17 protein-coding genes are annotated in these 14,530 nt (G+C 58.9%); 14 read left to right on the top strand and 3 right to left on the bottom strand.

Annotation, left to right across the window (positions count from 1 at the left end):
* Nucleotides 1-46: 46 nt before the first annotated feature.
* Nucleotides 47-766: a protein-methionine-sulfoxide reductase heme-binding subunit MsrQ gene (locus ACYVIS_RS17725; protein ID WP_460874617.1), complete on the top strand. Its 720-nt coding sequence runs from the start codon at nucleotides 47-49 to the stop codon at nucleotides 764-766.
* Nucleotides 767-1,523: 757 nt separating this feature from the next.
* Here the strand turns inward: ACYVIS_RS17725 and ACYVIS_RS17720 are convergent.
* From ACYVIS_RS17720 to ACYVIS_RS17710, 3 genes are read right to left on the bottom strand one after another with little or no spacing between them, the layout of a single operon-like run.
* Nucleotides 1,524-2,324 (bottom strand): N-acetylmuramoyl-L-alanine amidase, encoded by an 801-nt coding sequence (locus ACYVIS_RS17720; RefSeq protein WP_460874623.1) that lies wholly within the window; start codon nucleotides 2,322-2,324, stop codon nucleotides 1,524-1,526.
* 47 nt (nucleotides 2,325-2,371) lie between these two features.
* A complete protein-coding gene (locus ACYVIS_RS17715) occupies nucleotides 2,372-3,091 on the bottom strand; it encodes an SAM-dependent methyltransferase (protein WP_460874616.1) in 720 nt (239 codons plus the stop codon).
* Nucleotides 3,088-3,675 carry a Maf family nucleotide pyrophosphatase gene (locus ACYVIS_RS17710; RefSeq protein ID WP_460874615.1) on the bottom strand — a complete coding sequence of 196 codons (588 nt, stop codon included), beginning with the start codon at nucleotides 3,673-3,675 and terminating at the stop codon, nucleotides 3,088-3,090. The genes ACYVIS_RS17715 and ACYVIS_RS17710 overlap by 4 nt, the downstream gene beginning before the upstream one ends.
* Before the next feature lie 204 nt (nucleotides 3,676-3,879).
* Here ACYVIS_RS17710 and ACYVIS_RS17705 point away from each other — a divergent pair, with 204 nt between their 5' ends.
* The 13 genes from ACYVIS_RS17705 to ACYVIS_RS17645 all read left to right on the top strand — a co-directional run bounded on the left by ACYVIS_RS17705 (nucleotide 3,880) and on the right by ACYVIS_RS17645 (nucleotide 14,468).
* The gene (locus ACYVIS_RS17705; protein WP_232743884.1) at nucleotides 3,880-4,410 is read left to right on the top strand and encodes a YceD family protein; all 531 of its coding nucleotides are present in this window, start codon (nucleotides 3,880-3,882) and stop codon (nucleotides 4,408-4,410) included.
* A gap of 64 nt (nucleotides 4,411-4,474) precedes the next feature.
* Entirely contained in the window at nucleotides 4,475-4,657 is a 183-nt protein-coding gene (gene rpmF, locus ACYVIS_RS17700) for a 50S ribosomal protein L32 (protein ID WP_232743883.1), read from the top strand.
* A 53-nt stretch (nucleotides 4,658-4,710) separates the two neighbouring features.
* Entirely contained in the window at nucleotides 4,711-5,781 is a 1,071-nt protein-coding gene (plsX, locus tag ACYVIS_RS17695) for a phosphate acyltransferase PlsX (protein WP_460874622.1), read from the top strand.
* Nucleotides 5,782-5,792: 11 nt separating this feature from the next.
* Nucleotides 5,793-6,779, top strand: a complete 987-nt coding sequence (locus ACYVIS_RS17690) for a beta-ketoacyl-ACP synthase III (RefSeq protein WP_460874614.1) — start codon at nucleotides 5,793-5,795, stop codon at nucleotides 6,777-6,779.
* A 63-nt stretch (nucleotides 6,780-6,842) separates the two neighbouring features.
* Entirely contained in the window at nucleotides 6,843-7,775 is a 933-nt protein-coding gene (fabD, locus tag ACYVIS_RS17685) for an ACP S-malonyltransferase (protein WP_460874613.1), read from the top strand.
* Between the two features lie 6 nt (nucleotides 7,776-7,781).
* A complete protein-coding gene (fabG, locus tag ACYVIS_RS17680; protein ID WP_232743880.1) occupies nucleotides 7,782-8,528 on the top strand; it encodes a 3-oxoacyl-ACP reductase FabG in 747 nt (248 codons plus the stop codon).
* A gap of 176 nt (nucleotides 8,529-8,704) precedes the next feature.
* Nucleotides 8,705-8,944 carry an acyl carrier protein gene (gene acpP, locus ACYVIS_RS17675; protein WP_013742768.1) on the top strand — a complete coding sequence of 80 codons (240 nt, stop codon included), beginning with the start codon at nucleotides 8,705-8,707 and terminating at the stop codon, nucleotides 8,942-8,944.
* A 147-nt stretch (nucleotides 8,945-9,091) separates the two neighbouring features.
* Entirely contained in the window at nucleotides 9,092-10,321 is a 1,230-nt protein-coding gene (gene fabF, locus ACYVIS_RS17670; protein WP_232743879.1) for a beta-ketoacyl-ACP synthase II, read from the top strand.
* A 13-nt stretch (nucleotides 10,322-10,334) separates the two neighbouring features.
* Complete coding sequence (locus ACYVIS_RS17665) at nucleotides 10,335-10,790, top strand: hypothetical protein (RefSeq protein WP_460874612.1); 456 nt, start codon at nucleotides 10,335-10,337, stop codon at nucleotides 10,788-10,790.
* Nucleotides 10,787-11,386: an RNA polymerase sigma factor RpoE gene (rpoE, locus tag ACYVIS_RS17660; RefSeq protein ID WP_232743877.1), complete on the top strand. Its 600-nt coding sequence runs from the start codon at nucleotides 10,787-10,789 to the stop codon at nucleotides 11,384-11,386. The genes ACYVIS_RS17665 and rpoE overlap by 4 nt, the downstream gene beginning before the upstream one ends.
* A 10-nt stretch (nucleotides 11,387-11,396) precedes the next feature.
* The gene (locus ACYVIS_RS17655; protein WP_460874611.1) at nucleotides 11,397-11,903 is read left to right on the top strand and encodes a sigma-E factor negative regulatory protein; all 507 of its coding nucleotides are present in this window, start codon (nucleotides 11,397-11,399) and stop codon (nucleotides 11,901-11,903) included.
* The gene (locus tag ACYVIS_RS17650) at nucleotides 11,903-12,952 is read left to right on the top strand and encodes a MucB/RseB C-terminal domain-containing protein (RefSeq protein ID WP_460874610.1); all 1,050 of its coding nucleotides are present in this window, start codon (nucleotides 11,903-11,905) and stop codon (nucleotides 12,950-12,952) included. Before ACYVIS_RS17655 ends, ACYVIS_RS17650 begins: the two co-directional genes overlap by 1 nt.
* Before the next feature lie 28 nt (nucleotides 12,953-12,980).
* The gene (locus ACYVIS_RS17645) at nucleotides 12,981-14,468 is read left to right on the top strand and encodes a Do family serine endopeptidase (RefSeq protein ID WP_232743874.1); all 1,488 of its coding nucleotides are present in this window, start codon (nucleotides 12,981-12,983) and stop codon (nucleotides 14,466-14,468) included.
* The last annotated feature ends 62 nt before the right edge of the window (nucleotides 14,469-14,530 follow it).

Raw genomic sequence — 14,530 nt, 5'->3', positions numbered from 1 at the left:
TGATCCAGCTCCACCTTTACTCCAGCACATACCCGGGCTGCCATCGATGCCATCTACTCTTTCCGATTCCGTCAATGCCGCCCCTGCGCGCGCCGAGCTCGATCTGGCGTCCGCCAGGCCGGCGCCCAAATCCGAAGGCCGCGCGGCGGCGAGCCGCGCCCCGAACTGGACGGCGGCGCAAGTGGGGCGCGTCAAGCCGCTGATTTTCCTGTTGATGCTTTATCCCGTGTTCCGATGGGTGGTTCTGGGCCTGAACGATGGACTCACGGCAAATCCTCCGGAATTCCTGATCCGTTCATCGGGTGTGTGGGCGCTGGTCGCCCTGTGCCTGACTTTGGCTGTTACGCCGTTGCGCCGGCTCATTGGCCAGCCGGCGCTGATACGGTGCCGCCGGATGCTGGGCCTGTTTGCCTTTTTCTATACGGTCTTGCATTTGCTGGGCTGGGCCTTGTGGGAACGAGGCTGGTCGCTGGTTTCGATGTGGGACGATGTGGTGCAGCGCACTTTTATCACGATAGGCATGCTGGCGTTCATACCTATGCTGGCGCTGGCTTTTACATCCACGCAGGGTTGGATGCGGCGCCTGGGGCGCCGCTGGCAATTTTTGCATCGCAGCATCTACGCGATAGCGGCTTTGTCGGTATGGCATTTTTGGCTGATACGGGCCGGCAAGAACAATTTCTTCGAGCCTTATGCCTATGGGGTGATCCTGGCGGTGCTGCTGCTGGTTCGCCTGGGTTATTTTATTAAGAATCAAAGGTCTTGATGGGGGTAAGGGAGGCTATTGTGGTCGCTTGGGTTGATTTGTGTTCTTAAGACGCCGCAGGGTGGGCGGTGCAGTGCAGTCCGGCACGTCCAGCGGTCGTGGCGCTTGCGCGCCCCGACTGCCCGGGTCTGCCTCGTCCAGGCGGGCGTCGGGCCAACTCGCGCCGCCCCGCGCTGCGGGGCGTCACTCAAACAGGGCCCGCCGAAAGCCCCCGCCTTCCCTTCGTCAGCACCCGGCGCTGGACTACCGCCGGACTACACAGCACCGCCCACCCTGCGGCTGCGTTACGGGAATGCATAGAGAGAAGCATTGAGGTCATGCATTGAGGTATACATGGCCACGTGATCGAGGCATGGGTGCGGGCACGTTAATGCCAGGCTTCCCGTAACGTCATTCCAGGCATGCCATTACGCGAGCCGTCTATCGGGGATAAGGTCAGGACCGGCGTAAGGCGTGCGCCGGATTTAGCTCGGCAAGGCGGGGGCAGTCGTCGGGCGCTGTCTGAACGGAGCCTCGCGTGCGAGGCGCAGTGAGTTCGACCGACGCCCGCCTTGCCGAGCTAAATCCGGATGAAGCACGCCGTGCCGGTCCTGACCTTATCCCCGATAGACGGCGTCTTCAAATACCAATCCACCGAATCCCGTAAACAACTTGAACCAAAAATGTTCCAGGACTGCTCGTAGCTCAGGCCTGGTTCGAGCGGCCGCGGAGCTTGAGGAGGCGAACAGTCGAGACTGTTTACAAACGCGATAGGCGGTCAAGGCAAGGCTTTCAATATGGCGAGTGTTTCGGCATCGGGCACGCCGTTGTGGCGCCTTGGGCGATAGTGCATCTGGAAGGCCGCGATGACATTTTTGGTGGCGCGGTCCGGCACGCCGCTGTTTGGCACCTGGTAGCCCACGCGCCTCAGCTGCTTCTGGACCCAGTGCATATTGGGCAGGCCGTGCCGCCTGAAGCGGCGCTGGAATTTGCGCGCCTGAGCCTCGTCATACCAGCGTCCGATACCGGCCTGGGCAAGCTGCTTCCAGGGGAACATCGGGCCGGGATCGGTCTTGCGCTGCGGGGCGATATCGCTATGGCCCACGATATTGAAGGGTTTGATCTGGTGGCGCTCGATAATGCCTTTGAGCAAAACGGTGAGAGTCGCGATTTGCGCAGGCGTGTAGGGCGCCCAATGGGAGCCTTGCGGGCCGGCATTGACGATTTCGATGCCGATCGAGCTCGAGTTCAGGTGGTTGCGGCCGTACCATTCGCTTGCCCCCGCGTGCCAGGCGCGACGGCTTTCATCCACCAGTTGGTAAACATGAGGGACAGGGTCGTCGCTGATCAGATAATGGCTGCTGACATCTTTTTGGGACAGGATTTTCAGGGACGTGGCGTTATCGGCCGCGGTATAGTGCAGGACGATCACGTCCACCCGGCTATCCTGGCTCCTGGCCTGAATACTGCGATCGATCGCCAGGCCACCCGGAGCATAGCTGCTGCAGGCGGCCAGAACGACGGTTGCGCAGGCGGCCAGCAGGCATCGCGGCCCGGATCGGCGGGCTGGCCTCGACAAGCCGAGAAGCCCGTGCCATAGGGCGGAGATCTTTTGCATGATCGACCTTAACGGGCCGCCAGAAACAGAAACAGGGTGGGCATTTTGTTCAGCTCGGGCGCGGGCAGGGCTTTCCATTCGGCAATGGTATGGGTCTGTATCCATTCGTCCCCGGTGGTCAGGGACCGCGCTACGCATAGACGCGTGCCGGCTTTGAGCGCCTGTTTCAGCGTGTCGAACATGGCGCTGTTGCGGTAGGGAGTTTCGATCAGTATTTGAGTCTGCTCTTGTTTTTGCGAGAGCGCTTCCCATGATTTGAGCTGTTTGGCGCGCTCGGTGGCGTCGACGGGCGCATAACCGTGGAAGGCGAAACGCTGGCCATCCAGGCCGCTGGCCATCAGGCCAAGCAGGATCGACGAGGGGCCAACCCAGGGGCGGACCCGCAAGCCCATGCCATGCGCGACGGCTACGACTTTGGCTCCGGGGTCTGCCACAGCGGGGCAGCCGGCTTCGGATACCAGGCCGATTTCTCCGCCTGTCAGCAGGGGTTTTAACCAGGCTTTCATTTGCGCGGCGTCGACTTTGCTGTCGAGGGTGTGGATGGTGATTTCCTGGAGCGGCGCCGCGGTGCCCATGAGTTTCAGGAAGGCGCGCGCCGTTTTGGCGTTCTCGGCGATATAGACGGTAAGCCGGGAGGCCAGCTCGTGCACGGCCTGCGGCAGCCATGTTGCCGGCGCCGCCTCTCCCAGGCCCACGGGTATCAGATGCAGGGTTCCGGTTGTTTTCACGATGTCTCGGCGAAGGTTAGAGGGTTAAGCCCGAATGAGCGCAGCATGCGGCTCAGGGTAATCAGCGGCAAGCCTATAATGGCGGTCGGGTCGTCGGAGCGCATGCTTTCCATGAGCGCGATGCCCAGGGTTTCAGCCTTGGCGCTGCCCGCGGTATCGTAGGGTTGTTCGAGCCGCAGGTAGGCGTCGATTTCGTCGTGGCCCAGTTTCCGGAATTGGCAATAAGTGACGACATCGGCGCTTTCGTGGCGGCTGCCGTTGCTCACGCACAAGGCGCTGTGGAATTCCACGGTTTGGCCGCTGAGCTGCCTGAGTTGCGCCTGCGCTCGTTCAAAGTTGCCCGCCTTGCCTATGGGGGTGCCGTCGATGGTGGCCACTTGGTCCGAGCCGATAATCAGGGCGTCGGGATACTGGCCAGCCACGGCTTGCGCTTTGGCAATGGAAAGCCGCAAGGCGAGTTCGGAGGGAGTTTCGCCGGGCAGGGGCGTTTCGTCGATATTCGGGGAAATCGCGGTATAGGGCACACGCAGACGTGCCAGCATGGTTTGGCGATAAAGGGAACTTGAGGCCAGAATGAGACGCATGGAGGGCTTTTATGGTGTCTGGTTTGACTGAAAATAGCCGAAAGCGTTATTATCTAATGTTTTCCCTGTTTAAGAAAAGGGCGGATTTAAAAACGCCCTTTGTGCGGCTTGTGAAGTATTGTGGGCAAGGCATTGGGAAAAGTATTTGGGTCTGCGGTATTTTGAAAATGCGTGGAAATGCGGTGTTGCGTATAAAGGGATGGCGTGGATACGGCAAAGTATGTTGACACGTTCGAGCTTACGCGTTTGGGCCTGGAAATCAGCGGCCAAACGCCTTTGCTTCATTTGGAGCGCCTGATCGACGATTTGCCCGAACAGGGCGATGGTATTGCGCAATGGTCGATGCGGGGCGAGAAAGATTCGCTCGGGCGGTGTTTTTTACACCTGCGCGTCAAAGCCAGCCCAGTACTTGAATGCCAACGCTGTCTGGCACCCCTTGCATGGCCGATCGACGTCGAGAATCGTTTGCAGGTGGTCAATACCGAGGCGGCTCTTGAAGACGATGCTGTCATCGACGACGATAAGCCCGACGATTTCATCGAGCGCATTGTGGGCTCGCGACGCCTCGATGTGCTGGCGCTGGTCGAGGATGAAATCATCCTGAGCGTGCCTTATGTGCCCAAGCACGATGTTTGTCCGTCGGTGCCGGAATCCATTGCCCCGAGCGATGGGCCCGACGCGGACGAAAGCCGGCCTTCACCGTTTGCGGTGTTGGGTCAGTTGAAGAAAGATTAGGTTTGTTCAAATTAACTTGCGGGATTCATCGCGTACAATTGCGACCCGTTTTCCAGGAGTCATTATGGCCGTTCAACAAAACAAAAAGAGCTCGTCTAAGCGCGGGATGCATCGTTCGCACGATTTTCTGACCACGCCGCCTTCGGCAGTCGAGCCTACTACCGGTGAATTGCATTTGCGTCACCATATCAGCCCCAACGGCATTTACCGCGGCCGCAAAGTTCTGAAAACCAAGAACGACGAATAACTGCGTTGTTTGTGCAGCCTGGACTGTAAGTTACGCGTTCGATGTCGGCAGCTGTGATTCGAATCGCTATTGATTGCATGGGTGGGGATATCGGCCTTCCGGTCACGGTTCCGGCCGCCTGTCAGTTTGCGCGCAAACATCCCGATACCAGGTTCTTGCTGGTCGGCAACGAGGCGGCTATCGGGGCCAAGCTCAAAGAACTGGGTAGCGACGGTGGCGACTGGTATGAAGTCTTGCCCGCGTCCGAAGTCGTCAGCATGGACGATTCGGTCGAGGTGGCCCTGCGCCGTAAAAAAGACTCGTCCATGCGCGTGGCCGCTCAAGCCGTCAAGGACGGCCTGGCCGATGCTTGCATTTCCGCCGGGAACACCGGCGCATGGATGGCCATTACCCGTTATGTGCTGAAAACCCTCGATGGCATCGATCGGCCGGCGATTGCCACGTCCATTCCCAACCAGACCGGCGGCGCAACCACCATGCTCGATCTGGGCGCGAATGTGGATTGCACGGCCGAACATCTGCTGCAATTTGCAATCATGGGCGCGGCCCTGGCCAAGACGGTGGATCGCCGCGAGAATCCGACCATAGGCCTGCTCAATATCGGTGAAGAAATTATCAAGGGCAACGAGGTCGTGAAGCAGGCCGCCGAGCTTTTGCGCACCAGCGGCTTGAATTTTTATGGCAATGTCGAGGGCGACGATATCTGCAAAGGTACGGTCGACGTGGTTGTCTGCGATGGCTTTGTGGGGAATGTCGTGCTCAAGTCGCTCGAAGGGCTGGCCAAGATGGTTGCCTACATGATGCGCCAGGAATTCAAGCGCGATCCTTTGTCGATGACGGCGGGTTTGCTGGCTACACCGGTGCTGAACCGTTTTCGCGGCCGGGTCGATAATCGGCGCTATAACGGTGCCGCTTTGCTGGGTTTGCGCGGTATTGTCATCAAAAGCCATGGCTCGGCCGATATTTATGCTTTTGATTGCGCACTGCAACGGGCACGTGAAGCCGTGCATAATGGCCTGTTGCACGGAACCACGAGCGCGATCGATCATTTGCGTCAAAGTTTGCAGGCCGCCGCGGCCCAGTCTGTGGAACTCTCGAACGGCGTGCCGAAACCTGTGCTGTAGCCAAGCGTCTGATGGAATCTAGTATGTCCTATGCCAAAATAGTGGGGTCGGGTGGTTATCTGCCACCGCGGATCGTCTCCAACGATGAACTTGCCGCCGAGCTGGCGACGCGTCAGATTGCAACCTCGGATACCTGGATTGTCGAACGCACGGGTATCCGGCAGCGCCATATCGCCGCCCCCGACGTTACCACCAGCATGCTGGCGACCAAAGCGGCACAGCTGGCTCTGGACGACGCAGGTGTCACGGCCGCCGAAGTCGACCTGATCATCGTGGCGACATCGACCCCCGATTTCATTTTTCCCAGTACGGCGTGCCTGGTGCAGGCCAATCTGGGTGCCAAGGGCGGGGCGGCCTTCGATGTTCAGGCTGTTTGCAGCGGTTTTGTCTACGCCCTGGCTACGGCCGATGCCTTCATCCAGGCGGGCCGCTCCCGGGTGGCCCTGGTTATCGGAGCGGAAGTCTTTTCCAGTATTCTCGACTGGAGCGACCGCGGCACCTGTGTGCTGTTCGGCGACGGCGCCGGCGCCGTCGTATTGAAGGCTTCCGAAGAGCCGGGTGTTCTTGCCGCCCAGTTGAACGCCGACGGCAGCCAAATGAAGATCCTCTGCGCCGCCGGCAATGTGATGCATGGCAAGGTGGTGGGCGATCCATTTCTGCGCATGGATGGCCAGGCCGTGTTCAAGCTGGCCGTGACTGCCTTGGCACGCTCGGCCAAAGACGTTTGCCAGCAGGCCGGGATCGATCTGGCCGACATAGACTGGCTGGTGCCGCATCAGGCGAATGTGCGAATCTTGAATTTCCTGAGCCGAAAACTCGGCATCCCCGACGAAAAAGTAATCATTACCGTTGATAAGCACGCTAATACCTCGGCGGCCAGCGTGCCTTTGGCGCTCGATGCCGCGCGTCGCGACGGCCGCATCAAATCGGGCGACTTGGTCATGATGCAGGGCGTCGGGGGCGGTTTTACCTGGGGTTCCGTGCTGGCCAGAATGTAAAATGGCGTTTTTGGCGGCTGACCGGCCGTCTTCGGATTTCGAATTCTCTTTCTTCTACCGCTTATGAAAATCGCTTTTGTCTTTCCCGGGCAAGGATCGCAGTCGGTCGGCATGCTTGATGCCTGGGCCGGCAATGCCGCCGTTGCAGATACTCTTGAGCACGCTTCGGCGGCGCTGGGCCAGGATTTGGCGGCATTGATCGCCCAGGGGCCTGCCGAACAGCTGAATCTCACCACGAATACCCAGCCGGTCATGCTGGCCGCCGCAGTTGCGGTGTACCGGGCGTGGATTGCGGCGGGCGGGGCCGCTCCGGCCATGGTGGCTGGCCATAGCCTGGGCGAATACTCGGCCCTCACCGCCGCCGGCGCCCTGGCGCTCGAAGACGCTGTCCGGATAGTGCGCATTCGCGCCGATGCCATGCAGGCGGCGGTGCCTGTCGGCACCGGCGGCATGGCTGCCGTGCTCGGGCTGGATGATGATGCGGTCAGGTCGTTGTGTGCCCGGGCGGCTCAGGGCGAAGTGGTGGAGGCCGTCAATTTCAATGCGCCGGCGCAAGTGGTCATCGCCGGGCACAAAGCGGCTGTCGAGCGGGCTTGCGAACTGGCCAGGGCCGAAGGCGCCAAGCGCGCCCTGGTATTGCCCGTTTCCGCGCCATTCCATTCCAGCCTGTTGAAGCCTGCCGCCGCTGTGTTGCAGCAGGCCCTGGCCGGCTTTGACCTGTCTGCGCCGGAAATCCCGCTGCTCAACAACGTTGATGTCGCGAGCCCTGCCGATCCGGACGCCGTCAAAGATGCGCTGGTGCGCCAGGCGTGGCATGCGGTGCGATGGGTTGAGACCATACAGGCCATGAAGGCGCAGGGAGTTACACATATCGTCGAGTGCGGCCCCGGCAAGGTGCTTAACGGCTTGACCAAGCGGATCGACCGCGACCTGACGGGCCTGGCCATTACGGACCCGGCGTCTCTGCAGGCCGCTTTGGAAATTTTACAGGGGTAAGGGGCTATGCAAGACAAACAACTCGAGGGCAAGCTGGCCCTGGTAACGGGCGCCACGCGTGGCATAGGCAAGGCGATTGCCCTTGAATTGGCCGCCCGCGGCGCATGCGTCGTAGGCACGGCGACTTCGGCGGCGGGCGCTGAATCCATTTCCGAGATGCTGGCGGCGACGGGCGGACGCGGCGTGGTGCTCAATGTGACCGAGCCGTCCGCGTGCGAAGCCTTGATCGACGAGTTGGGCAAGCAGGATGGCGGCGGCCCTCATATCCTGGTGAACAATGCCGGAATTACTCGCGATAACCTGGCCATGCGCATGAAAGACGATGACTGGAACGCCGTTCTCGATACAAATCTTTCGGCGGTATTCCGTTTGTCGCGCGCCGTCATGAAAAGCATGATGAAGGCCCGCTGGGGGCGTATCATCAATATAACGTCGGTAGTCGGCTCCAGCGGCAATCCGGGGCAAGCCAACTATGCGGCGGCCAAGGCCGGGGTAGCGGGCATGGCGCGTGCTTTGGCACGCGAATTGGGCAGCCGCAATATTACCGTCAACTGCGTCGCCCCCGGTTTTATCGAAACCGACATGACCCGGGCGTTGAACGAGACGCAAACCGCGGCCATATTGTCACAAATACCGTTGGGCCGCCTGGGGGCGTCCAGCGATATTGCCAATGCGGTGGCTTTTTTGGCCAGCCCGCAAGCGGGGTATATCACCGGTACTACGCTGCATGTCAATGGCGGTATGTATATGTAATCAGCTGAACGGGGTAAAATCCGTTCAATCGAGAGGTATTGCCGATGGGGTAGCTTGGGCGGTACACGGCCAAATACCTTTTTTATCCGGGAATGCCGTTTTTTTATCATGGCCAGCAACTATAAATTTTTCGTTTGGCTATAATTCGCGGGAATTTTCCCAACTTGGAGATCTGCATGGAAAGCATCGAACAGCGCGTCAAGAAGATCGTCGCTGAACAACTTGGCGTCAACGAAGCCGAGATCAAAAACGAATCTTCCTTCCTTGACGACCTCGGTGCCGATTCGCTCGATATGGTCGAGCTCGTGATGGCACTTGAAGATGAGTTCGAAACCGAAATTCCGGACGAAGAGGCCGAAAAAATCACGACGGTCCAGCAAGCTGTTGACTATATTTCGTCGCATAGCAAGCAATAGTTTTAACTTTCGTGGCGCGGGTTCGATACTTGATCGAACCACGCCAGGGCGGTTTCTAGAGGGTATCCCTGCCGCGGCGCCAAATCCTGGCGCAGGCGGTGGTGTATCCGCTTTGAGCCGCCTTTGTCTTTATATGAGGAGCCATCCTTGAAACGACGTGTCGTCATCACTGGACTTGGCATTATTTCGCCGGTCGGCAACGATGTTGATAATGCCTGGGACAATATCGTCAACGGGCGCTCGGGCATACAGCGTATTTCGCGTTTTGATCCGTCGGCGTTCACTGCCCAGATAGCGGGTGAAGTCAAAGATTTCGACGTTACGCAGGTCATGTCCTCCAAAGAGGCCAAGCAAATGGATACGTTTATCCATTATGGCGTGGCTGCGGGAACCCAAGCCTGGCGCGATTCCGGCCTGGAAGTCACCGAGGCGAATGCCGAACGCATAGGCGTGATCGTCGGCTCGGGCATTGGCGGTTTGCAGCGCATTGAAGAAACCCAGACTGAATACCTCGAGCGCGGCCCTCGCCGGATTTCGCCTTTCTTCGTGCCGGCTTCCCTCATCAATCTGATTTCCGGCCAGTTGTCGATCATGCTGGGCATGAAAGGGCCGAGCTATGCCGTGGTCTCCGCCTGCACGACCGGTCTGCATTCCATAGGCGATGCGGCCCGTCTGATCGAGTATGGCGATGCCGATGTCATGCTGGCCGGCGGGGCCGAATCGACGGTTTCACCTTTGGGTATAGGCGGCTTTGCGGCAATGCGGGCCTTGTCCACGCGCAACGATGATCCCACCACCGCCTCCCGCCCCTGGGACGTCGACCGCGACGGTTTTGTGCTGGGCGAAGGGGCGGGCGTGCTGGTGCTCGAAGAGTACGAGCATGCGCGCAAGCGCGGCGCACGCATTTATGGCGAATTCGCCGGCTATGGCATGAGCTCCGATGCCCATCACATTACTTCGCCTGATCGCGATGGCCCGCGTCGTGGCATTGTCAATGCCTTGCGCAACGGGGGGATCAACCCCGACCAGGTCGATTACGTCAATGCGCATGGCACATCGACGCCGCTGGGCGACAAAAACGAAACCGAGGCGCTCAAGCTGGCCTTTGGCGACTATGCCAAGAAGCTGGTCGTCAACTCCACCAAATCCATGACCGGCCATTTGCTGGGCGCGGCGGGCGGTATTGAGGCGGTCTTCACGACCCTGGCGGTTTATCATCAAATTTCACCTCCAACGATCAATATCTTCAACCAGGACCCGGCTTGCGATCTGGATTACTGCGCCAATCAGGCGCGCGATCTCAAGATCGACGTGGCTTTGTCGAATTCCTTTGGTTTTGGTGGAACGAACGGATCGATGGTGGTTCGACGACTGTAGGCCGGAGCGCATCATGGCCCGCATCAGGCAATGGCCGGCCCAGCGGCGCCCTCGCTGGGTAGCCGTGATTGCTGCGGGAGTCATCCTGGCTGCCGCGCTGGGCCTGGCGCATAGCCTGGCCTTGTTCTTCATGGCGCCCCTGGCGATGGTCGGCGGGTGGATGTTCTGTTTCAATTATTCATCCCGGTCTTGTCCGCCAGATGCGCAATTGCGGCTGGACGACAGCCAGGGCTGGCTGCTCGACAAGGCTGGCGCGCAAAGGCTTTTGCATCTGGCGCATGCCTGGCCGGCTTTCGCGTGGATGAGTTTGCGTTTCAATGACCCGGGGGCTGCCAATCCAAAGGAAACCATGCTGGAGTTAACCGTTTGGAAATCGAGTGTATCGCCCGAGGCGTGGCGCCAGCTGTGTGTGCTGGTAGCCAGGCAAACGGCGATGCCCGAACCGTTGGCGATACAGGAGCCGCGATGAGCGAACGCGACGTCGACGCTGAGCTGGTTGCCCGTGTGCAACAGGGCGATAAACGCGCATTCGATTTGCTGGTCTTGAAGTACCAACGCAAAATCATGCGACTTTTGTCGCGCATGATACGCGACTCGTCTGAGGTCGAAGATGTGGCCCAGGAAGCTTTTATCAAGGCTTATCGCGCCTTGCCGCAGTTTCGCGGCGACAGTGCGTTTTACACCTGGCTTTATCGCATTGCCATCAATACCGCGCGCAATTGGCAGGTGGCCAATGGACGCCGCCCAAGCACCCCAAATGCAATTGAAACGGAAGATGGTGAAACTTTTAGTCAAATCGACAACCTAACCGATATCAGTACACCAGAATCCATGATGGCAAGCCGTCAGATCGTCGAGACAGTCAATGCTGCGATCGATGCCTTGCCCGAGGAATTGCGTACGGCTATCGTTTTGCGTGAAATAGAAGGCATGAGCTACGAAGATATCGCCCAAAGCATGAATTGTCCCATCGGGACTGTGCGTTCGCGCATATTTCGTGCCCGAGAGGCGATTGCAACGCAGTTGCGCCCTGTTTTGGGCACCGACGCCGAACGTCGCTGGTAAGGAGAGAAAAATGCAAGTAGCGGCTACAAACAGGCAGGACCCGGAGCAGCTTTCCTGGGAGTCTTCCGTTTCGGTATGGATCGACGGTGAAGGCAGCGATATCCGCCCCGAAGATCTCGAATCCCCTTACGGACGCCAAGTGTGGGATACCTACCACCTTATCGGCGATGTGTTGCGTAGTGAAGACCTGGCGTTGAAGCCCTCCGATTTCTTTTACGCCCGGCTCTCCAAGGCTATTGATGCGGAGCCTCCCATAGTGGCGCCGTATCGCCGAAAATTCTCCTCGATGCGGCTGGGGCTGTCTGGCCTGGCTGTTGCGGCGGCGGTTGTGTCGGTCGCATGGGTTGCCCTGCCTTACTTTTCGGGTACCGGTTCCGCCTCGAGCCAAGGCGCGACGCAAGTGCTTGCCAGCGCGGGCGACGATGCGGGCTTGCGTGACTATCTCGAAGCACATCGTCAAATTGCCGGGGTCAGCCCGGTGCGGCAGGTTTCGTTCGACGCCGGAGACCAGCAGTAATGGGCACAGCGGTTCATCTTGCCGCCGCCCTGAGCGAAGGGCGCGTCCCCAGAGCGGCCGCCATGGGCCGGATTTCAGGATTTCTAATGGCGGCCGCATGTGCCCTGGCGCAACCCGCCTGGGCCGAAACCTCACCCGCTGCCGACCCGATCGTGACCCTGCTGCAAAAAGTGCAGACTGCGGCCCGTGAAAATGATTACTCGGGCGTATTCACTTACCAGCAGGGTTCCGTGATGCAATCCACGCGAGTGGTCCATGTGATCGACGGCACCGGCGAGCGTGAGCTGCTGGATATGCTCGACGGACCCGCGCGCGAGTTCGTCAGGCACAACGATACCGTACAGTGCCTGATCCCCGAAAAGAAATTGGTTATTCTTCAGCGCCGGCGTGGCGATCGTTTCCCGGGCTTGTTATTGGGCGATGGCAAGGAAATTCCTGCGCACTACGAGGCCAGGGTGGGCAAGGATCCGAATCGCGTTGCCGGCCGCGAATGCACGATGCTCGAACTGGTTCCCAAGGACAAAGTGCGTTACGGCTTTCGATTCTGCATCGATACGGCAAGCAATTTATTGCTCAAGGCCCAGACGCTGGGCTTGCATCATCAAGTGGTTGATCAGGTTTCGTTTACATCCTTGCTCATTGGCCCGGGGATTTCCGCCGACCAACTGGCCTCTCGCTGGAAAACCCAGGATTGGCGTGTGCTGGAAGCGCCTATGGTTTCCATAGACTTGAAAAAAATGGGCTGGCGTATTCCCGCGCCCGCGGGTTTTCAGACAGTGACGCAGGTGTCTCGCCTCATGAAGGCGGACAGGCAAGTGAATCAATTGGTTTTGTCGGATGGTTTGTCGGCTATTTCAGTATTTATCGAGCCTATGGATCGTGCGCACAAGATAGCCCCGCCCAAAGGGGCTGTACATAAGGGAGCAATGAATATTTTTGGCACAAGAATCGGTGATCACTGGCTTACCGCCATTGGTGAAGTACCGGTCGACACGCTGCGCGATATTGCGCAACATGCCGAATATGTGCCGTTGATTGCCCCTCGGTAATTTCAGATTTTGTCAAAGGAGTTTTACGATGTTTTCAACACTTGTAGCCGACAGCAAAATTAGACGAATCATGGCATCGGCATCGGTGAGCGTATTACTTGCGTTTGCTGCGTTAGGCGGAGCCCATGCCGAAACGGCCGTCCCAACGATGGGGCTGCCCGACTTTACCTCGGTGGTTTCCAAAACCGAAGGATCTGTGGTCAATATCCGCACAACCGAAGCCGTCCCCATACGGGCGCAAGGTGTGGGGCCCAACAGCAACGATCCCTACGATATGTTCCGCTGGTTCTTTGGCCCCGATTTTCAGATGCCGGGGGCGCCTCCTTCGGCGCGTCATCGGAATACCCCGGCACCCAAGGGCAAGGAACGTACCGTGCCCCGTGGCGTGGGTTCCGGTTTCTTCATATCCTCGGATGGTTACATTCTCACCAATAACCATGTGGTGGCCGATTCCAATGGTATTTTTGTGACGCTGACCGACGGCAAGGAGTACAAGGCCAAGGTCATAGGCACGGATCCGCGTACCGACGTGGCCCTGATCAAGATCGACGCCAAAAACATGCCGCCGCTGCCTATCGGGGACTCCAACCAGATCAAGAAGGGTCAATGGGTACTGGCCATTGGTTCGCCATTCGGGCTCGACTCCACCGTCACGGCGGGTATTGTCAGTGCCATCAATCGCGATACCGGCGATTACTTGCCCTTCATTCAAACCGATGTGGCGGTCAATCCCGGCAATTCCGGCGGCCCGTTGATCAATCTGGCTGGCCAGGTAATAGGTATCAATTCGCAGATTATTTCGCAAAGTGGCGGCTTCATGGGCATTTCCCTGGCCATTCCTATCGACGAAGTCATGCGAGTGGTCGACCAATTGAAATCTCACGGCAAGGTAACGCGTGGACGTATCGGCGTACAGATCGGCCAGGTGAGCGACGACGTTGCCAAGGCCATAGGCCTGAGCAAGGCGCAGGGCGCCATGGTCAGCAATGTCGAAAGTGGCGGTCCGGCGGCGGAAGCCGGTGTCAAGCCCGGCGATGTGATCACCAAGTTCAATGGCAAGAACATCGCCCACTGGACCGATTTGCCGCGCATCGTGGGTGCAACCCGGCCCGACAGCAAGGTATCCATGGAAGTCTGGCGCAAGGGCAAGACGGTGTCGCTCAACGTCAAGGTCGCCGAGCTGACGGCGGCGGCGAGCAAATCCGGCCCCGATGAGCAACAGGCACCCAAGGCAACGCCTACCGATGCCCTGGGCCTGAAGGTTACCGAGGTTCCTGCCGACGTCCGCAAAAAGGAAAAACTGAACGGCGGCGTGCAGGTGACTGAAGTCGAAGAACCGGCGGCGACGGCAGGCATCAATGTGGGCGATGTGATCCTTACCGTCAATGCCGTCGATGTAACCGGCCCCGAGCAATTTGCCAAGCTGGTTTCGCAGCTGCCCAAAACGCAGGCCTCGGCACTGCTGATTCTGCGGGGCAATGAAACTCAGTGGGTTACCGTCACTCCCGGAAAATAATCCTTAGAAACAGCTAAAATGGCAAGATAGCCGCAAGGAGCGCTACTATGCGCTCCTTTTTT

The sequence above is a fragment of the Paralcaligenes ginsengisoli genome (assembly GCF_054781135.1).
The sequence above is the reverse complement of the archived record's forward strand: the minus strand, read 5'-3'. Positions and strand labels throughout refer to the sequence as shown.